This is a genomic window from Variovorax sp. KBS0712, assembly GCF_006323185.2.
Classification (GTDB): domain Bacteria; phylum Pseudomonadota; class Gammaproteobacteria; order Burkholderiales; family Burkholderiaceae_C; genus Variovorax; species Variovorax boronicumulans.
This window is the reverse complement of record NZ_VCCD02000001.1, coordinates 1,572,509-1,591,987: the sequence shown is the minus strand read 5'-3', so window position 1 is coordinate 1,591,987 and position 19,479 is coordinate 1,572,509. Positions and strand designations below refer to the sequence as shown.

Genomic DNA, 19,479 nt, shown 5'->3' with positions numbered 1-19,479 from the left:
CATGAGCAACATCCAGTTCGGCGTCATGCTGCAAGGGGCCGGCAGCCACATGAATGCCTGGAAGCACCCGGGCGGCCCGGCCGATGCCAGCGTCAACCTCGACTTCTTCATCCGCAGCGCGCAGAAGGCCGAGGCCGCGGGCATCGCCTTCGCGTTCGTGGCCGACGGGCTCTACATCAACGAGAAGTCGATCCCGCACTTCCTCAACCGCTTCGAGCCGATCTCGATCCTGTCGGCGCTGGCCGCCGTCACCACGAAGATCGGCCTGGCGGGCACCATCTCCAGTTCGTACAGCGACCCGTTCACGGTGGCGCGGCAGTTCGCCTCGCTCGACCTCATCAGCGGCGGGCGCGCGGGCTGGAACGTGGTGACCACGCCGCTCGAAGGCAGCGCGAAGAACTACAGCCGCGCGCACCCCGAGCACGCGCTGCGCTACGAGATCGCCGACGAGTACCTGGCCGTGACGCAGGGCCTGTGGGACAGCTGGGACGACGACGCCTTCGTGCGCGACCGCGAAAGCGGCCGCTTCTTCGACCGCGACAAGCTGCACACGCTGGACCACAAGGGCCGCTTCTTCCAGGTGGCGGGGCCGCTGAACATCCAGCGCTCGCCGCAGGGGCAGCCGGTGATCTTCCAGGCCGGCTCGTCGGACGCGGGCATCGGCCTGGCGGGCAAGTACGCCGACGCGGTGTTCACCCATTCGCCCTCGCTCGAAGACACGCGCGCCTTCCTCAAGCAGGTGAAGGCCAGCGCCGTGGCGCAGGGGAGGCAGGCCGGCGACGTGAAGATCTTCCCGGGCATCGGCCCGGTGGTGGCGGCCACAGAAGCCGAGGCCGACGCCAAGTACCTCGCCATCCGCGCACTGCTGACGGTCGAAGAGGCGCTGGCCTACCTGGGCCGCTTCTTCGACCACCACGACTTCAGCCAGTACCCGCTCGATGCGCCGTTCCCCGAGCTGGGCGAGATCGGCCGCAACAGCTTCCGCTCGACCACCGACCGCATCAAGGCGAATGCCAAGGCCAACGGCCAGACGCTGCGCGAGGTGGCGCTCGAAGTGGCCACGCCGCGCACGCAGTTCGTGGGCACGGGCGAGCGCATCGCCGACGAGATCATCCGCTGGGTGGACGAGGGCGCGGCCGACGGTTTCATCCTCGGCTTCCCGGTGCTGGGGCAGGGCCTGGACGACTTCATCGAGTTCGTGATTCCGGCGCTGGAGGCGCGCGGCCGCTACCAGCGCACGCTGCCCGGCCAGACGCTGCGTGACCACCTGGGCCTGCCGCGCAAGGCGAGCCGCCATGCCGCGCCGCAGGGCGGCGCCACCGCCGAGCGCAAGGCCGCCTGATGGGCGCCGCGCTGCCACGACCGGCCCTCAAGGACATCCACCGCGTCGAATCCACCATTGCGGGCTACGGCGACGAGTTCATTGCGCTGCGGCGCGACATCCACCAGCACCCTGAGCTGTCGTTCAAGGAGCACCGCACCTCGGCCCTCGTGGCCGAGCGGCTCGCGGCCTGGGGCTACGAGGTCACGACGGGCCTCGCCGGCACCGGCGTGGTGGGCACGCTGCGGCGCGGGCCGGGGCGCAGCCTCGGCATCCGCGCCGACATGGACGCGCTGCCGATCCAGGAAGCCACGGGCCTGCCGTACGCCAGCGAGAACGCGGGCGTGATGCACGCCTGCGGCCACGACGGCCACACGGCGATCCTGCTCGCGGCGGCGCGCTTCCTGGCCGAGGCGGGGGCCTTTCGCGGCACGTTGCACCTGATCTTCCAGCCCGCCGTAGAACTGGGCGCGGGCGCCAAGAAGATGATCGACGAAGGCCTGTTCACGCGCTTCCCGTGCGACGCCGTCTTCGGCCTGCACAACTGGCCCGGCGTGGGGGCAGGGCACGTGGGCTGCGTCACCGGGCCCGCGATGGCGGCCATCGACCAGGCCCACATCACGGTGCGCGGCAAGGGCGGCCACGGCGCGCAGCCGCACGAGACGGTCGACCCCGTGGTCGCGAGCGCGCACCTGATCGCGGCGCTGCAAACGGTGGTGGCGCGCAACGTCGATCCGCTGGACATGGGCGTGGTCACGGTCGGCTCCATCCACGGCGGCGAGGCCTCCAACGTGATTCCGAACACGGTCGAGCTCAAGCTCACGGCCCGCTCGTTCAAGCCCGAGGTGCGCGCGCTGCTGGCGCAGCGCATTCCCGCCTTGGCGCTGGCGCAGGCCGAGAGCTTCGGCGCGCAGGCCGAGGTCGACTACCGGCCGGGCTTTCCGCCGGTGGTCAACCACGTGGAAGAAACCGCCTTCGCACGCGCCGTGGCGCTGGACACCTTCGGCGCGCAGCGGGTCGACCCGGCCTTCCGCCCGCGCACCGCCAGCGAAGACTTCGCCTACATGCTGCAGGCGCGCCCCGGCAGCTACGTGTTCTTCGGCAACGGCGAAAGCGCCTCGCTGCACAGCCCGCGCTACGACTTCAACGACGCGATCCTCGCGCCCGCGGCCGTGTACTGGGCCCGGCTGGCCGAGCGCTTTCTTTCCGCCGACGGCGACACCCAGGAAACCACCCCATGAGCGAACAGTTTGTCTACACCACGCCGCTGGACCCGCTGGCCCGGCCGTTGATCGAGGGGCTTACCTTCGAGTACGACAGCCGCTACGGCGACGTGCTGCGCGAGCCCGGCGCGCCGCGCGAGATCGACCGCTACGCGCCCGAGGTGTTCGCGCCGCCGCACGGCAACTTCGTGCTGCTGCTGCGCGACGGCGTGGCGATCGGCGGCGGCGCCTTCATGCGCCACGACGAGCGCACCGCCGAACTCAAGCGCGTGTGGACGCACGGCGCGCTGCGCCGCCAGGGCCTGGCCAGCCGCGTGCTGGCCGAGCTGGAGGCGCAGGTGCTGCGCCAGGGCTACGAGCGCATCTACCTCACGACCGGCTTTCGCCAGCCCGAGGCCGTGGGCCTGTACCGCAGCCACGGCTACACGGCGCTCTTCACCGACGACGCCGACCCCGAGACGCCGCGCAAGCTGCCGTTCGAGAAGCACCTGGCGCAATGGGCCACGCAAGGCCGCGTGGGTGCGGCGCTGAGCGGGGCGGTGTCGCGATGAACACGACCACCGTGCTCGACGCCGGTCCGGAGCCTCGTACCCCCACAGCACCCGCACGACCAATCGGCCGCAGCGACGCGGCACCGCCCGCCAAGGGCGACTACTCGCACTTTCGCATCGTGCCCGCGACCTACCCGGCGCGCACCGTCGGCACGGTCTTCGCGGTGGCGGTGATCGGCCTCGTGCTGCATTCGGTGCTCACCAACCCGCGCTGGGGCTGGCCGGTGTTCGCGCAGTGGTTCTTCTCGGAGCCGGTGCTGGCCGGGCTGGGCCGCACGCTGCTGCTCACGGCGCTGGGCGCGGTGCTGGGCTTCTTCTTCGGCACGGGGCTGGCGCTGGCACGGGTGTCGCGCTCGCCGCTGCTGGCGCGGCTGGCCTGGGTGTTCACCTGGCTCTTTCGCTCGGTGCCGGTGATCGTGCTGCTCTTGATCATCAACAACCTGGGCTACCTGTACGAGACCGTGTCGCTGGGCGTGCCGTTCACCGACCTCACATTCTTCTCGTACCCGACCACGCAGCTCATCAGCCCCTTCGTGGCGGCGTTGCTGGGCCTCACGCTGAACCAGGCGGCCTTTGCCTCGGAGATCGTGCGCGGAGGCATCCTGTCGGTGGACCAGGGGCAGCTCGAGGCCGCCGCCGCGCTGGGCCTTTCGCGCCGGCGCCAGGCTTCGCGCATCGTGCTGCCGCAGGCCATGCGCAGCATCCTGCCCACGGCCTTCAACGACATCATCGGGCTGGCCAAGGGCACCTCGAACCTCTACATCCTGGCGCTGCCCGAGCTGTTCTACACGATCCAGATCATCTACCGGCGCAACCTGGAAGTGATTCCGCTGCTCATGGTGGCGACCGTGTGGTACCTCGTGATCCTCACCGTGCTGTCGGTGGTGCAGCATTACATCGAGCGGTATTTCTCGCGCGGGGCGCTGCGCCATGCGCCGCGCTCGTGGCTGGGCGGCGTGGTGCACGGGCTGTGGGCGCGGGGCAGGGCGCCGGCCGTGGTGCCCGTGTCGGCACCGGTGCCGGCGCCCGCGCAGGTGCCGCGCTGGAACGGCTCGCGCGCCCCCGGCGGCGAGGTGACGATCCACGGCGTGTCCAAGCGTTTCGGCGCGCTGCAGGTGCTCGACGACGTGACCTTCACCGCGCCGCGCGGCAGCGTCACCGTGATCCTCGGCCCCTCGGGTTCGGGCAAGTCGACGCTGCTGCGCACCATCAATCACCTGGAGCGCGTGGACGACGGCTTCATTGCCATCGACGGCGAACTCATCGGCTACCGGCGCGACGCCGACACGCTGTACGAGCTGCACGAGAAAGACATCCTCACGCGCCGCGTCGACGTGGGCATGGTGTTCCAGAACTTCAACCTGTTCCCGCACCTCACGGTGCTGGAGAACATCGTCGAGGCGCCGCAGTCGGTGCGCGGCCTGCCGCGCGCCGAGGCCGAGGCGCTGGCCACCGACCTGCTGGCCCGCGTCGGCCTGGCCGACCGCAAGGACGCCTACCCGCGCCAACTCTCGGGCGGCCAGCAGCAGCGCGTGGCGATCGCGCGGGCGCTGGCGCTCAAGCCCAAGGTGCTGCTGTTCGACGAGCCCACCTCGGCGCTCGACCCCGAGCTGGTGGGCGAGGTGCTCGCGGTGATCGAAGAGCTCGCGAGCTCCGGCACCACGCTGGTCATCGTGACGCACGAGATCGGCTTCGCCCGCGAGGTGGCCGACACCGTGGTCTTCATGGAGCAGGGCCGCATCCTCGAAACCGGCACGCCCGAACAGGTGTTCAACGCGCCGAGGCATCCGCGCACGGCCGAGTTTTTGGCCAAGGTGCTCTGAGTTTTTTCTCTTTCTCTTTTCCAACCGACAGCTTTTCATGACCCATCGACGCCTTCTCCTGTCCGTTCTCCTGGCGGCCTTGCTGCCGATCGCCGCCACGGCCCAGACCGCCCCGGCGCCCGACCTGAGCCCCGAGCAGCCGGGCCGCCCGCGCGCGCAGAAGATCGACGAGGCCGTACGGCTCGCGAAGGACTTCAAGTTTCTCAAGGAAGGCGTGCTCGTCGTCGGCACCACCACCGGCCGACTGCCGTTCGCGGCCTACGCCACCGACACCAAGACGCCCGTCGGCAACGCGCCCGACATCGCGCAGCTCGTGGCCGACAGCCTGGGGCGCAAGCTGGAGCTGGTGTCCACCGCCTGGGCCGACTGGCCGCTGGGCCTGCAGTCGGGCAAGTTCGACGTGGTGGTGTCCAACGTGACCGTGACCGAGGAGCGCAAGGAGAAGTTCGACTTCTCGACCTACCGCAACGACCAGCTGGGCATCTACGTGAAGTCGGACAGCAAGCTCGGGCCCATCAAGGAACCGAAGGACATCGCGGGCCTGAAGCTCATCGTGACGGCCAGCACGAACCAGGAGCAGATCCTGCTGCGCTGGAACAAGCAGAACCTCGCCGCCGGCCTCAAGCCCATCGAGATCCAGTACTACGACGACGATGTGGTGCAGCGCCTGGCCATCCAGTCGGGCCGCGCCGACGCGTACGTGGGCCCCAATGCCATCGCTGCCTACGAGGCGCGCGACGGCAAGACCCGGCTCGCGGGCCTGGTGTCGGGCGGCTGGCCGCTCAACGCCGAGATCGCCGTCACCTCGCGCAAGGGATCGGGCATTGCCGAGGCCGTGACGCTCGCGCTGAACACGCAGATCAGGAACGGCAACTACGGCAAGGCGCTGTCGCGCTGGAACCTGGCGTCCGAGGCCATCGAGGTGGCGCGCACCAACCCGCCCGGCCTGCCGAAGAACTGAGGGGAGGGGACCATGTCGCTCAAGAAAAAACTGGGGGCGCTGGCCGCCCTCGGGCTGATGGCGTTCGCGCCGGCGCACGCCGCCGATGCCTTCGACTTCAGCCCCGAGCAGAAGGGCCGCCTGCACACCGGCAAGGACGCCGAGGCCGTCAACGCCATTCCGCCGAGCTTCAAGTTCGTGAAGGAGGGCGTGCTGACCATTGCCATCGCGCCGTTCGCGCCGCCGATCTCCACCTATGCCACCGACGCGAAGACGGTGGTGGGCTTCGACCCCGACTTTGCCCACCTCATCGCCGAGGCGCTGGGCCTGAAGCTGGAGCTGCGGCCCGTCGCCTGGGCCGACTGGCCGCTGGGCCTGAGCTCGGGCAAGTACGACGCCGTGATCTCCAACGTGGGCGTGACCGAGCAGCGCAAGGAGAAGTTCGACTTCTCGACCTACCGGCTCGGGCTGCACGGCTTCTATGTGCGCACCGACAGCGCGATCCAGTCGATCAAGGAGCCGAAGGACGTGGCGGGCCTGAAGCTCACCACCGGCGCCGGCACCAACCAGGAACGCATCCTGCTCGAATGGGACCGGCAGAACGTGGCCGCGGGCCTGAAGCCGGTGTCGATCCAGTACTACGACGACGATGTGACGCGCTGGCTGGCGGTGACGACGAAGCGCGTCGATGCCAACTTCAACCCCAACGCACCACAGGCCTACGAGGCCGCGAAAAACGGGCAGCTGCGGCTGGCCGGCACGGTCAATGCGGGCTGGCCGCTGAAGTCGGACGTGGCCGTGGCCACGCGCAAGGGCAGCGGCCTCGCCGTGGCGCTCACCACCGCGGCCAATGGCCTGATCCGCAACGGCACCTACGCCAAGGCGCTCGCGCGCTGGCGCCTCGCGGAAGAGGCGCTGCCGAAATCGGAGGTCAACCCGCCGGGGTTGCCGAAGTTCTGACCCTGCGAACCCCACGACCATGACCATCCACCACATCGGTTTCCTCACGCCCGGCAACTACGACGAAGCCGACCCGCACGCGGGCCTCGAGGCCGCGCTGCGGCTCTTTGAATTCGGCGAGCGGCGCGGCTTCGACAGCGCCTGGGTGCGCCAGCGCCACCTGGAGCGCGCCGTGTCCTCGGCGCCGACCTTCCTGGCCGCCGCCACGCAGCGCACGCGCCGCATCGAACTCGGCGCGGCCGTGATCCAGATGGGCTACGAGAACCCGTTTCGCCTGGCCGAAGACCTGGCCACGGTCGACGTGCTCTCGCGCGGCCGCCTGCAGGTGGGCCTGAGCGCGGGCGCGCCGCCGCACGGCGCCTTGCTGGGCGGTCGCTTCCAGGACGCACCGCCGGCCACGGTCGACTTCACGCACAAGCGCGTCGCGCGGCTGCGCGCCAACCTCGAAGACGTGCTGCTGGGCGACGAAGACACGGTGGTCGAGTCGGCCGGCGGGCGCGTGCGTCCGCGCGTGCAGCCCTATGCGCCCGGCCTGGTGGGGCGGCTCTGGTACGGCGGCGGGTCGCTGCGCTCGGCCGAATGGGCGGGGCGCAACGGCTTTCATCTGCTGCTGGGCAACGTGCTCACGGGCGAGACCACCGACGACTTCCTCGAGGCGCAGACCGGCCTCGTCGAACGCTACCGCGCCAGCGAAGTGCCGGGCGCGCGACGCGGGCGGATCGCGCTGGGCCGCGTGATCGTGCCGCTCGACGGCGCCGATGCCGCCACGCGGCGCCGCTACCGCGCGTTCGCCGCGGGCCGCGTCGAACGCACGCTGTCGCCGCAGGGCGAACGCCGCACGCTGTTCGCCGGCGACCTCGTGGGCAGTGCCGACGAGATCCTCGAGCGCCTGCACCGCGACCCCGTGCTGCCGCTGGTGAGCGAGCTGCGCGTGGAGCTGCCCTACAACTTCGACAGCGAGGCCTACGAGCAGATCCTGGACGACCTGGCGGTGCGCATCGCGCCCGAACTGGGCTGGCGCGTGCGTGCCGAGCTGCCACACGAAGCGCTCGCACTCGCCTGAGCCTCAGACGCTTTGCGCATGCGCTTATCGCAAACGCTTCGTTGGTGATCGCGGGTGGTCTGCCTAGAGTTCGCTCTGATCTGTTTCTGATGTCTTCCATTCAACACAAGGAGTCCCGCATGTCGATCTTCAGCAGATGGTGGCGCGCCGCGTCCCTCGCCACGCTGACCTTCCTGGCCACCGCACCGTCGGCCTTCGCGCAGGCCTCGGCCGACGGCAGCGGCCCGCTGGTCTCCACCGACTGGCTCGAGAAGAACCTGCGCAACCCGAAGCTGCGCGTGATCGAGGTCAGCGTGAACCCGGGCCTGTACGAGCGCGGCCACATTCCGGGCGCGGTGAACTTCTCGTGGCACAACGACCTCAACGACCGCGTGCGCCGCGACATCGTGAGCCAGGCGGAATTCGAGAAGCTGCTGTCGGCGGCCGGCGTCGACAAGGACACCACCGTGATCCTCTACGGCGACACCAACAACTGGTTCGCCGCCTGGGGCGCCTGGGTGTTCGACCAGTACGGCGTGCAGAACGTGAAGCTGCTCGACGGCGGGCGCAAGAAGTGGGAGGCCGAGAACCGCGTGCTCGACAACCGCGCGCCCGAGCACGTCGCCACGCGCTTCAAGGTGACGCAGCCCAACCCGCAGCTGCGCGCGCGGCTGGCCGACGTGCTGGCCGTGGCCGAGGGCCGCTCCGATGCGAAGCTGGTCGACATCCGCTCGGCCGACGAATACAGCGGCAAGATCTTCGCGCCGGCCGGCGCCGCCGAACTGGCGGTGCGCGCGGGCCACGTGCCCGGCGCGGCCAACGTGCCCTGGGGCCGCGCGGTGAACGAAGACGGCACCTTCAAGTCGGCCGCCGAGTTGAAGGCGATCTACGCGGCCGTCGGCATCGACGGCAGCAAGCCGGCCATCACCTACTGCCGCATCGGCGAGCGCTCGAGCCACACCTGGTTCGCGCTGCACAAGATCCTGGGCTACAAGAACGTGCGCAACTACGACGGCTCGTGGACCGAGTACGGCAACGCCGTCGGCGTGCCGGTGAACAACCCGGCCGGCACGGTGTGGGCGTCGAAATGATTGAGTTGAGGTGAGATGAGTTCGAGGTGAGTCGGCGTTGGAGGGACCTCGCGGCCTCTCTGATGAGCGACATTGGGCGAGCCCTCGGGCTCGCTTTTTTTTGGACCCAAGAAAGAGGGACCGGGGCATGTCCGCTTCGTCAATCCATGTGGCGCCTGCGCCGCTTTCTCGCACGGGCCTGGCCGCTGCGGTCGTGGTGTTGCTGCTGATCGCCGCCGGCGTGCATCTGCTGGGCGAGCGCAGCGGCGGCCGTGCGCTGGCCTTCGCGCTCGGGCTGGGCGCGGTGCTCGGCGTGGTGCTGCAGCGCTCGCGCTTCTGCTTCTATTGCCATGCGCGCGACTACTTCGAGGGCGGCGACGCACGCGGCCTGCTGGCCATCGTGGCCGCGCTCGCGGTCGGCACCGTGGGCATGCACGTCGTCATGACGGGCTGGCTGCCCGTGCCGCAGCCGGGGCGATTGCCGCCCGATGCGCACATCGGGCCGGTCAGCGGCGCGCTGGTGCTTGCGGGGCTGGCGTTCGGCGCGGGCATGGTGGTGTCGGGTTCGTGCATCAGCGCGCACTGGTACCGGTTGGGCGAAGGCTCGCCGACCGCGCCGTTCGCGCTGCTTGGTGCGGGCGCGGGATTCCTGTTGGGGTTCAGCAGCTGGAACTGGCTCTACAGCGCCACCATCGCCATCGCGCCCGTGGTGTGGCTGCCGCATCACCTGGGCTATGCAGGTTCGGCCGCGCTGCAGCTGGCGGTGCTTGCGGCGCTCGCTGCCTGGCTCTGGCGGAAACTGCCAGCAGGTGAGGGTGCGTCGCCCACGCCGCGCCGCTTCATCGACGCCGCGCGCCGCCTGCTGCACGGGCGCTGGCCGTATGCGTGGGGCGGCCTCGCAGTCGGCGCGATCGCTGTGATCGTGGTGCTGCGGCTGCGCCCGCTGGGCGTGACGGCCGCGCTCGGCAGCGCCGCGCGCGACCTCGGCAACGCGCACGGCTTGCTGCCGCAGCGCCTGGACGGGCTCGACGGCTTCGGCGGCTGCGTGACGGCGGTCGTCGAAAGCCTCTGGCAGACGCCCAACGCACTGCTGGTCGGCGGCCTCGTGGCCGGCGCGCTGGCTGCGGCGCTCGCGAGCGGGCAGTTCAAGCCCGCATGGCCGACGGCGGGCCAGGTCGTGCGCGGACTTGGCGGCGGCGTGTTGCTGGGGTGGGGCGCGATGACCGGGCTGGGCTGCACGGTCGGCAACCTGCTCTCCGGCACCATGGCCGGTGCGCTGTCGGGTTGGGTGTTCGGCGCGAGCGTGCTGCTGGCGGTGTGGGGTGGATTGCGATTGAAGCGGCTGGCGACGAGGGCGTAGCGCCCGGTTCATCGTCACGCGGCAGGCACCGCATTTCCATATGCGGAGTCCTTCTTTCGGGACGGCGCGGGGCAGGGCACAGTCCCTCACGCACAGGCACAGGACGGCGCCGCCCCGCGCGGTCGTCCGCCTGTCTTCTCTTCCAAAGAACACCCGAGGGATTCCATGCTCCGACCACTCCTGACCGCGGCCCTGCTGGCCGCCGGCCTGCTGCAGGCGCCTGTTGCCGCCGCCGAAACCGTGCGCTGGGCGCGCAGCGCCGACCCCGCCACGCTCGACCCGCATGCGGTCAACACCGGCACCAACTTCGGCCTGCTGCACCAGATCTACGAGCCACTGATCCTGCGCGGCGCCGACAGCAAGCTGCAGCCCGCGCTCGCCACCTCGTGGAAGCTCACGGCCGACCCGACGGTGTGGGAGTTCAAGCTGCGCCCCGGCGTCAAGTTCCATGACGGCGCGCTGCTCACGGCCGACGACGTGGTGTTCTCGCTGCAGCGCGCGCAGGCGCCGAGCTCGGCGCTCAAGTCGCTGCTGTCGTCGGTGGCCGAGGTGAAGAAGGTCGATGCACTCACGGTGCAGGTCAGGACCAAGGGCCCGAACCTGATCTTCCCGAACAACCTCACGAACCTCTTCATCCTCAACGAAGCCTGGGCCAAGGCGAACAAGGCCGAGCAGTCGCAGGACGTGGCCAGCAAGACCGAGAACTTCGCCACCCGCAACGAGAACGGCACCGGCCCCTACGTGCTGGCCTCGCGCGAGGTCGATGCGCGCACGGTGCTCAAGCAGTTTCCGCAGTACTGGGGCCGCGGCCAGTTTCCGCTGGATGTGACCGAGCTGGTCTACGTGCCGATCAAGTCGCCCGCCACGCGCGTGGCCGCGCTGCTGTCGGGCGAGGTCGATTTCGTGCAGGACCTGCCGGCGCAGGACGTGGGCCGCCTCAAGGCCGACAAGCGCCTGCGCGTGACCGAAGGGCCCGAGAACCGCTCGATCTTCCTGGGCCTGAACGTGGGCGCAAAGGAGCTCAAGTACGCCGACGTGAAGGGCAAAAACCCGCTGGCCGACCCGAAGGTGCGCGAGGCCATCGGCCTGGCCATCGACCGCGATGCGATCAAGGCGGCGGTGATGCGCGGCCTGTCGAACCCCTCGGGCATCATCGCGCCGCCGTTCGTGCACGGCTACGAGAAGGGCTTCGCGGCCTACCCGAAGGCCAACGCGGCGCAGGCGAAGAAGCTGCTGGCCGAGGCCGGCTACCCGAACGGCTTTGCGATCACGCTGCACACCCCGAACGACCGCTACGTGAACGACGAGGCCATCAGCACGGCGGTGTCGGGCTTCCTCGGGCGCATCGGCATCAAGACCACGGTGGCGGCGCGCCCGATTGCGCTGCACAGCACCGCCATCAACTCGGCCGACACCGACTTTTACCTGTTCGGCTGGGGCGTGCCGACCTACGACTCGGCCTACATCTTCGACTACCTGGTGCACACGCGCGGCAAGGACGGCCGCGGCCCGACCAACGCCACCGGCTACAGCAACGCCGAGGTCGACGCGCAGATCGCATCGCTCGCGGCCGAGAGCGACAAGGCGAAACGCGACGCCACCATCAAAAGCATCTGGCAGACGGTGCAGAAGGAACGCATCTACATCGCGCTGCACGACCAGGTGCTCAATTTCGCCTCGACCCCGAAGCTGGACATTCCGGTCAGCCCCGACGGCAGCGTGTTCTTCAAGAACGTGAAGGTAGCGAACCCCTAAGCACACACACGCACGCACACCATGTGGGTTCATCTCTTGCGCCGGCTCGGCCAGTCCGTGCTGGTGCTGCTGGCGGTGTCGTTCGTGTCCTTCCTGGTGTTCCGCCACATCGGCGATCCGACCATCAGCCTGCTCGGCGAAGACGCCACGCTGGAAGAACGCGCCGCGCTGACGGCCGAACTGGGCTTCGACCGCCCGGTGCCGGTGCAGTACCTGCGCTACGTGGGCCACGCGCTGCAGGGTGACCTGGGCGTGTCGTACCGGCTGAAGCGGCCGGTGGTCGAGCTCATCGCCGAGCGGCTGCCGGCCACGCTCGAACTGGCGCTGGTGGCGGCCGTGCTGGCGGTGGCGGGCGGCGTGGCGCTGGGCGTGTACACCGCGATCCGGCGCGACAGCGTGGCCAGCCGCGCGGTCATGGCGGTGTCGCTGGTCGGCGTGTCGCTGCCCACCTTCCTGATCGGCATCGGGCTCATCTACCTGTTCGCGGTCGAGCTGCGCTGGCTGCCGTCGTTCGGGCGCGGCGACACGGTGCAGCTGGGCGGCTGGAGCACCGGGCTGCTCACGGCCTCGGGCTGGGCCTCGCTGCTGATGCCCGCGCTGACGCTGGGCCTGTACAAGCTGACGCTGATCATGCGGCTGGTGCGCGCCGAGATGCTGGAGGTGCTGCGCGCCGACTACATCCGCTTCGGCCGTGCGCGCGGGCTGCGCGAGCGCGACCTGAACTACGGCCATGCGCTGCGCAACACGCTGATCCCGGTCATCACCATCACCGGGCTGCAGATCGGCTCGCTGGTGGCCTTTGCCATCGTCACCGAGACGGTTTTCCAGTGGCCCGGCGTGGGCCTGCTGTTCATCACCTCGATCCAGGGGGTGGACGTGCCGGTGGTGGCGGCCTACCTGCTGCTGATTGCGCTGCTGTACGTGGCGATCAATTTCATCGTCGACCTGCTGTACGTGCTGGTCGATCCGCGCCTGCGACGCGCCTGACTTCTTCTTGCTTTTTTACCGAATGACGCTTCCTTCCCCGACCGGCGCGCCCGCGCCGCGCCGCTGGCGCAACGCCGAGTCGCCCGTGCTGCGCGCGTTTGCACGCTCGCGTACCGTGCAACTGGCGGCCTTCGTGCTGTTGCTGGTCGCGCTGGCCTCGCTGTTCGCGCCGTGGATCGCGCGGCAAGACCCCTTCGACCCAGCCGTGCTTGACCTGATCGACGCCTTCACGCCGCCGGGGCAGCAGGGCGCGTCGGGCGCGTTCTACCCATTGGGCGCCGACGACCAGGGGCGCGACGTGTTCTCGGCCATCCTCTACGGGCTGCGCATGTCGCTGCTGGTGGGCGTGAGCGCGGTCGGGCTGTCGCTGGCCATTGGCGTTCCGCTCGGGCTGGCGGCCGGCTATGCGGGCGGCTGGTTCGACACGCTGGTGATGCGCGTGGCCGACGTGCAGCTGACCTTTCCGGTGCTGCTGGTGGCGCTCTTGATCTTCGGCATTGCGCGCGGCCTGCTGCCCGAGGGCTACCGCGACGACATGGCGGTGTACGTGATCGTGGCGGCCATCGGGCTGTCGGAATGGGTGCAGTACGCGCGCACGGTGCGCGGCGCCGTCATGCTCGAGAAGCACAAGGACTACGTGGCCGCCGCGCAGATCATCGGCCGCTCGCGCACCGGCATCCTGGTGCGGCACATCCTGCCGAACCTGCTGGCGCCGGTGCTGGTGATTGCCACCATCAGCTTCGCGCTGGCCATCGTGGCGGAGTCGACGCTGTCGTACCTGGGCGTGGGCCTGCCGCCAACGCAGCCGTCGCTCGGTACGCTGATCCGCATCGGGCAGGGCTTTCTGTTCTCGGGCGAGTGGTGGATCCTGCTGTTTCCCGCGCTGGTGCTGCTGGCGCTGGCGCTGGCGGTCAACCTGGCGGGCGACTGGCTGCGCGACGCCTTGAACCCGAGGCTGCAATGAGCGCGCGCGGCCCCTCGCCATCGCCCCGCGGCGAAACGCCCGTGCTGCGGGTGCGCGGGCTGGACGTGGCCTTCGACACGCACCGGGGCACGGTGCAGGTGCTCGATGGCGTCTCGTTCGAGATCGCGCCGGGCGAAATCCTGGGCGTGGTCGGCGAGTCGGGCGCGGGCAAGTCGATGGTCGGCGCGGCCGTCATCGGCCTGGTGCCGCCGCCGGGGCGCATCGCGGGCGGCACGGTCGAGCTGCACGGCGAGCGCATCGACACGCTGCGCGGCGAAGACATGCGCCGCGTGCGCGGGCGCCGCATCGGCAGCGTGTTCCAGGACCCGCTGACCAGCCTGAACCCGGTCTACCCGATCGGCCGGCACCTCATCGAAACCATCCGCACGCACCTGCCCGTGAGCGAGCAGGAGGCGCGCCGGCGCGCGCTGGCGCTGCTGGCCGATGTGGAGATTCCCGACCCCGAAAGCCGCATCGACCAGTACCCGCACCAGTTCTCGGGCGGCATGCGCCAGCGCGTGGCGATTGCGCTCGCGCTGTGCGCCGAGCCGCAGCTGCTGATTGCCGACGAGCCCACCACCGCGCTCGACGTGTCGGTGCAGGCGCAGGTGATCCGCGTGTTCCGGCGCGTCTGCCGCGAGCGCGGCACGGCCGCGATGCTCATCACGCACGACATGGGCGTGATCGCCGAGGCGGCCGACCGCGTGATGGTGATGTACCAGGGTCGCGTGCTCGAGACCGGCCCGGTGCGCCAGGTGCTCGACCACCCGCGCGAGCCGTACACGCGCGCGCTGATGGCCGCCATTCCTTCGGTGCACGACAGGCTGCATCGGCTGCCGGTGCCGGAGATCGGCGCGGACATCGCGGTGGCTGCCGCGCTGCCGCCTGCGCAGATCGAGACCGTGGCGGCGCCGGCCGACAGCGCGCCGCTGATCCGCGTGCAGGGCCTGTCGCGCGAATTCGATCTTTCGGCCGGCTGGCTCGTCCGCACGCTCGCACGCCAGCCGAAGAAAGTGCTGCACGCGGTCGACGGCGTGAGCTTCGACATCGCGCGCGGCCGCACCTTCGGGCTGGTCGGCGAGTCGGGCTCGGGCAAGTCGACCGTGGCGCGCATGATCGCCGGCCTCACGCGGCCCACGGCCGGCAGCGTGCATTTCGACGGCATCGACCGCTGGGGCGACGCCGCGCAGACGGCCGCGCTGCGGCGGCGCTTCCAGATGATCTTCCAGGACCCGCATGCCAGCCTCAACCCGCGCTGGCGCGTGGACCGGCTCATCGCCGAGCCGGTGGAGGTGCTGGGCCTGGCCGCCAGCGCCGACGAAACCGCCGAGCGCGTCGCCCAGGCGCTGCGCCGCGTGCGCATGTCGCCCGACGACGGGCGGCGTTACCCGCACCAGTTCTCCGGCGGCCAGCGCCAGCGCATCGCCATCGCACGGGCGCTGGCCAGCCAGCCCGAGTTCATCGTCTGCGACGAACCGACCTCGTCGCTCGACGTCTCGGTGCAGGCCCAGGTGCTGAACCTCATGCGCGACCTGCAGGACGAGTTCGGCCTGACCTACCTGCTGATCAGCCACAACCTCGCGGTGATCCGCCACATGTGCGACGACGTGGGCGTGATGCAGCGCGGGCGGTTGGTGGAGCAGGGCAGCGCGAGCGAGGTGCTCGACGCGCCGAAGCACGCCTACACGCGGGCCTTGATGGCGGCGGTGCCGGACATGCGCGGCGCGCAGGCGCCTGAGGCGATACGCGTCTGAGGCTTCGAGGTCGTCGTGGGATGAGCGCTTGCCATACGCCCCCCGCCGTTGCTGGCCCGGTGCCATCATCGCCCAGGCATAAGCTCACGCCGATTCGTTCTTTGGTTCCGCCCGGGTGCTCGGCCACACTCGGGCCCCTATGTCTTTCGTACGACAGTTCGATGCCTGCGTTCCTTCCGTCGATACCGCCGATGCCGGCGCGGACGCACAGGTCGACCGCGTGGTCGACTGGCTGCTGGGCAGCCTCGAATGGAACGCCACGCTGTTTCATGTCGGCCAGTACTGCGGTCGCTGGCGCGCCTCGACGGCGGGGCGTGCGCGGGCCAGCTTTCACCTGATCCTCGAGGGGCGCTGCTGGCTGCACATGCCGGGGCGCGCGTCGGTACAGCTGTCGCCGCGCGATGGCGTGTTCCTGATGCGCGACGTGCCGCACTTTCTCTCGCCCTATGCCGACCCCGGCATCGACTGTGCGCCGCGGCAGATGCAACCCTTGTCGGGCAGCGCCGCCTCGGCGAAACCGGCCTGGCCTGTGGCTTCTTTTTCCTTCGACGGGCCGTTTCGCGACGTGATCGCCAGCGCCTTTCCCGATTGCCTGGTGCTGCGCGCGGGCGACCTGGCCATGGCCTCGGCGGGCACGCTGTTCGACCTGATGCGCAGCGAGGCCTTGCGCGTGGGCGCCGAGCCCTCGGTGGCGATGGACCGGCTCGCGGGCCTGCTGTTCTTCTATGGCCTTCGGCACGTGGCGCACAGCGAAGTGCATGCACAGGGCCTGTGGACGCTGCTGCGCAAGCGCGGCTTTGCGCCGCTGCTGGCCGACATCCTGCAATCGCCCGCGCGCGACTGGAGCGTGGCCGAGATGGCGCGTCGGGTGAACCTGTCGCGCACCGCATTCTTTCGCCAGTTCGGCGAAGCTTGCGACCAGTCGCCCTTGCAATTCCTGCTGCTGTTGCGCATGCAGCTGGCGGCGCGGCGCATGGCGCAGGGCGACTCGATTTCGCAGGCGGCCGAAGCGGTGGGCTACGCGTCTTATGCCGCGTTCTCGCGCGCCTTCAAGCGCGTGATGGGCGAGCAGCCCGGCGCCTGGCAACGCGCGCGCAGCGGCGCCCCGTCGGGCCCCGTCGCACCGCACGGGGACGAACCGGCATAGATCAGAGACCTCCGGTCATTGATGTGCGGCAGCGGCGCCTGAAGAATCGACGCATCACCTCATCAGCAGCAAGCGCAAAGCAAAAGCGATTGCCCTCAGCCATGACACGCCTCACCCTTCACACCGAAGCCACCGCCCCCGAAGCCAGCCGCCCGCTGGTGCAACGCGCCATTGCCAACAACGGCTTCTTGCCGAACCTGATCGGCATCCTCGCCAACTCGCCGCAGGCGCTCGAAACTTACCTGGGCATGGCCCAGGCCACCGCCCGCGGCGAGCTCACGCTGGCCGAGCGCGAGACGCTGCAGATCACGGCCGCGCGCATCCACGGCTGCGACTTCTGCGTGGCCGGGCACACCGCCGCCGCGCTGAAGCAGGCCAAGCTGCCGGCCGAGGCCGTGGGCAAGCTGCAGCGCGGCGAGGCGAGCGGTGAAGGCCGGCTCGATGCCGTGCGCGCCTTCACCGACGCCGTGATCGCCACGCGCGGCAAGGTGTCGGACGAAGCCCTGGCCGCTTTCCGGGACGCGGGCTTTTCCGAGCGCCAGGCATTGGAGGTCGTGCTGGGCGTGAGCCTTGCCACGCTGTGCAACTTCGCGAACAGCCTGGCCGGCAGCCCGGTCAACCCGCAGCTGCAACCGTACCTGCCTGAAAACCTGCAACGTGATGGAGCGCCCGCCCATGCTGGTTGAGGCCGACCGGCGCTGGCTCGACGACAACGCCGAGGCGCTCGACGCCGACAACGCGCTCGCGCACGAGGTGGTGCCGCGCCTGGCGCACGCCGGGCTCTTCGGGCTCGGCGTACCGAAGGCGCTGGGCGGACAGGGCGGTGACGTGCGCGACGCCGTCGAGGCCATTGCGGCCGTGGCCGGCCATTCGCTGGCGGCCGCCTTCACCTTCTGGGGGCAACGCGCCTTCATCGAATACCTGCTGCAGTCGCCCAACGCGGCGCTGCGTGAGCGCTGGCTTGCTGCCTTGCTCGACGGTTCGCAGGCCGGGGCCACCGGCTTGTCGAACGCGATGAAGTACCTCGGCGGCATCGAGGCGCTGCAGATCACCGCCACGCCGGACAACAACGGCTGGCGGCTCGATGGGGCCGTGCCGTGGTGCACCAACCTGCGCCCGCAAGGCTTCGTGGCCGCGGTCGCGGTGCAGCGCGCCGAAGGCGGCGTGCCGCTGGTGGCGGTGCTCACGGCGGGGCAAGAGGGCGTGCGACGCAGCGCCGATCTCGACCTGATCGCGCTGCGCGGCAGCAACACGGCGTCGCTGCGCATCGAGGGCGCGCGGCTGGAGACGGCCGACCTGATCCATGAAGAAGCCAATCGCTTTCTTCCCGCCGTGCGGCCGGATTTCCTGGGGCTGCAATGCGGCCTGTCGATCGGCCTGGCACGCGCCGCGCTCGACACCGCAACTGAACGCGGCGGTGCCGGCCGTTCGGTGCTTGAAGCGCCGATTGCCGCACAGCGCGCGGCATTGGCCGCCACCGTCGATGCGCTGTACGAAGGCCTCGCGGACGGCCGGTTCAAGACCCAGCCCGAGGCGCTGTTCCGTGCGCGGCTCTCGCTGGCCGAAGTGGTACAGAACGCCGCGCAGCTCGAACTGCAGGCCAGTGGCGGCCGTGGCTACCACCGCGACCAGCCGCTGACGTTGGCCCGCCGTTGGCGCGAAGCGGCCTTCATTCCCATCGTGACGCCGAGCGTCACGCAACTGCAGGGCGAGCTGGCCAAGCGCGCGGCGGCCCGCACAACGTGAACCCGCAAGACCCACACGCCGTCGCGCGCCAGCCGGTGCTCCAGGCGCGCGATCTCGCCTTCGGCTACGCCAAGGCCGTGCCGGTGTTCGAGGGCGTGTCGCTGGAGGTGGCGCCGCGCGAGATCGTCTGCCTGCTCGGTGGCAGCGGGTGCGGCAAGTCGACCTTGCTGCGCACGCTGGCGCATCTGGAACCGTCTCATGCGAGCCATGCCAGGGGAGAGATCCGCTTCCTCGGCGAAGCGCTGACCGCGCCGCACCCGCGCGCGGCGCTGGTGTTCCAGCAGCCCGGTCTGCTGCCGTGGCTCGATGCCGCGCGCAACGTCGGCTTTGGCCTGGACTTCGTTCGGCAGCTCAGGCTGGAGCGTGCGCGGCGCGAACAACGCGTGAACGAAGCACTGGCCGCCGTCGGCCTGGGCGGGCAGGGCGGGCTCTTTCCCTCGCAGCTGTCGGGCGGCATGGCGCAGCGCGTGGCGCTGGCCCGTGCACTGGCCCGCGAGCCCGTGCTGCTGCTGGCCGACGAGCCTTTTTCCGCGCTCGACGCCATCACGCGCGCGCAGATGCAGGACCTGCTGGTCGAGCTGGTGCACCGCTGGCAGACCGCCGCGTTGCTGGTCACGCACGACATCGACGAAGCCATCCTGGTCGGCGACCGCATCCTGCTGATGGGCGACAAGCCGGGCCGCATCGTGCGCGAATGGCGCGTCGACATCGGCCGCCCGCGCACCGCCGACGCGGCGGCCTTCACCGCGTTGCGGTTGGACATCCTCGCGGCGCTGCATGCGGCGCATGCGCCCGGCGGCGGTCTTGCTGTAGCCGCTGCCGTTTCTTCTTCCTGA

The 19,479-nt window shown here is 70.2% G+C and carries 17 protein-coding genes; all 17 read left to right on the top strand.

The genetic code is table 11. From position 1 onward, the window contains the following. Nucleotide 1 precedes the first annotated feature (1 nt). Nucleotides 2–1,342 (top strand): LLM class flavin-dependent oxidoreductase, encoded by a 1,341-nt coding sequence (locus FFI97_RS07255; protein ID WP_139706980.1) that lies wholly within the window; start codon nucleotides 2–4, stop codon nucleotides 1,340–1,342. Further along, the gene (locus FFI97_RS07250) at nucleotides 1,342–2,562 is read left to right on the top strand and encodes a M20 aminoacylase family protein (protein WP_144004394.1); all 1,221 of its coding nucleotides are present in this window, start codon (nucleotides 1,342–1,344) and stop codon (nucleotides 2,560–2,562) included. Before FFI97_RS07255 ends, FFI97_RS07250 begins: the two co-directional genes overlap by 1 nt. Next, nucleotides 2,559–3,095 (top strand): GNAT family N-acetyltransferase, encoded by a 537-nt coding sequence (locus tag FFI97_RS07245; protein ID WP_139706243.1) that lies wholly within the window; start codon nucleotides 2,559–2,561, stop codon nucleotides 3,093–3,095. Before FFI97_RS07250 ends, FFI97_RS07245 begins: the two co-directional genes overlap by 4 nt. Further along, on the top strand, nucleotides 3,092–4,918 hold the full coding sequence (locus FFI97_RS34290; RefSeq protein WP_139706244.1) for an amino acid ABC transporter permease/ATP-binding protein: 1,827 nt from the start codon (nucleotides 3,092–3,094) through the stop codon (nucleotides 4,916–4,918). Before FFI97_RS07245 ends, FFI97_RS34290 begins: the two co-directional genes overlap by 4 nt. Nucleotides 4,919–4,955: 37 nt before the next feature. Then, nucleotides 4,956–5,879, top strand: coding sequence for an ABC transporter substrate-binding protein (locus FFI97_RS07235; RefSeq protein ID WP_139706246.1), 924 nt, complete (start codon nucleotides 4,956–4,958; stop codon nucleotides 5,877–5,879). Nucleotides 5,880–5,891: 12 nt separating this feature from the next. Continuing rightward, entirely contained in the window at nucleotides 5,892–6,818 is a 927-nt protein-coding gene (locus FFI97_RS07230; RefSeq protein ID WP_139706248.1) for an ABC transporter substrate-binding protein, read from the top strand. Nucleotides 6,819–6,837: 19 nt separating this feature from the next. Continuing rightward, entirely contained in the window at nucleotides 6,838–7,881 is a 1,044-nt protein-coding gene (locus FFI97_RS07225; RefSeq protein ID WP_144004393.1) for an LLM class flavin-dependent oxidoreductase, read from the top strand. A gap of 119 nt (nucleotides 7,882–8,000) precedes the next feature. Continuing rightward, on the top strand, nucleotides 8,001–8,951 hold the full coding sequence (locus FFI97_RS07220) for a sulfurtransferase (RefSeq protein ID WP_062472823.1): 951 nt from the start codon (nucleotides 8,001–8,003) through the stop codon (nucleotides 8,949–8,951). A gap of 127 nt (nucleotides 8,952–9,078) precedes the next feature. Continuing rightward, complete coding sequence (locus FFI97_RS07215; RefSeq protein ID WP_139706250.1) at nucleotides 9,079–10,290, top strand: YeeE/YedE thiosulfate transporter family protein; 1,212 nt, start codon at nucleotides 9,079–9,081, stop codon at nucleotides 10,288–10,290. A gap of 165 nt (nucleotides 10,291–10,455) precedes the next feature. Further along, nucleotides 10,456–12,045, top strand: coding sequence for an ABC transporter substrate-binding protein (locus FFI97_RS07210; RefSeq protein ID WP_139706252.1), 1,590 nt, complete (start codon nucleotides 10,456–10,458; stop codon nucleotides 12,043–12,045). Between the two features lie 21 nt (nucleotides 12,046–12,066). Further along, on the top strand, nucleotides 12,067–13,032 hold the full coding sequence (locus tag FFI97_RS07205) for an ABC transporter permease (RefSeq protein ID WP_070060589.1): 966 nt from the start codon (nucleotides 12,067–12,069) through the stop codon (nucleotides 13,030–13,032). Nucleotides 13,033–13,054: 22 nt separating this feature from the next. Then, the gene (locus FFI97_RS07200) at nucleotides 13,055–13,996 is read left to right on the top strand and encodes an ABC transporter permease (RefSeq protein ID WP_139706254.1); all 942 of its coding nucleotides are present in this window, start codon (nucleotides 13,055–13,057) and stop codon (nucleotides 13,994–13,996) included. Beyond that, nucleotides 13,993–15,750: a dipeptide ABC transporter ATP-binding protein gene (locus FFI97_RS07195; protein WP_144004392.1), complete on the top strand. Its 1,758-nt coding sequence runs from the start codon at nucleotides 13,993–13,995 to the stop codon at nucleotides 15,748–15,750. The genes FFI97_RS07200 and FFI97_RS07195 overlap by 4 nt, the downstream gene beginning before the upstream one ends. Nucleotides 15,751–15,889: 139 nt before the next feature. Beyond that, on the top strand, nucleotides 15,890–16,897 hold the full coding sequence (locus tag FFI97_RS07190) for an AraC family transcriptional regulator (protein ID WP_144004391.1): 1,008 nt from the start codon (nucleotides 15,890–15,892) through the stop codon (nucleotides 16,895–16,897). Between the two features lie 101 nt (nucleotides 16,898–16,998). Next, nucleotides 16,999–17,583, top strand: coding sequence for a carboxymuconolactone decarboxylase family protein (locus tag FFI97_RS07185; protein WP_139706019.1), 585 nt, complete (start codon nucleotides 16,999–17,001; stop codon nucleotides 17,581–17,583). After that, complete coding sequence (locus tag FFI97_RS07180; RefSeq protein ID WP_139706017.1) at nucleotides 17,573–18,643, top strand: acyl-CoA dehydrogenase family protein; 1,071 nt, start codon at nucleotides 17,573–17,575, stop codon at nucleotides 18,641–18,643. Before FFI97_RS07185 ends, FFI97_RS07180 begins: the two co-directional genes overlap by 11 nt. Further along, nucleotides 18,640–19,479, top strand: coding sequence for an ABC transporter ATP-binding protein (locus FFI97_RS07175; RefSeq protein ID WP_139706015.1), 840 nt, complete (start codon nucleotides 18,640–18,642; stop codon nucleotides 19,477–19,479). The genes FFI97_RS07180 and FFI97_RS07175 overlap by 4 nt, the downstream gene beginning before the upstream one ends.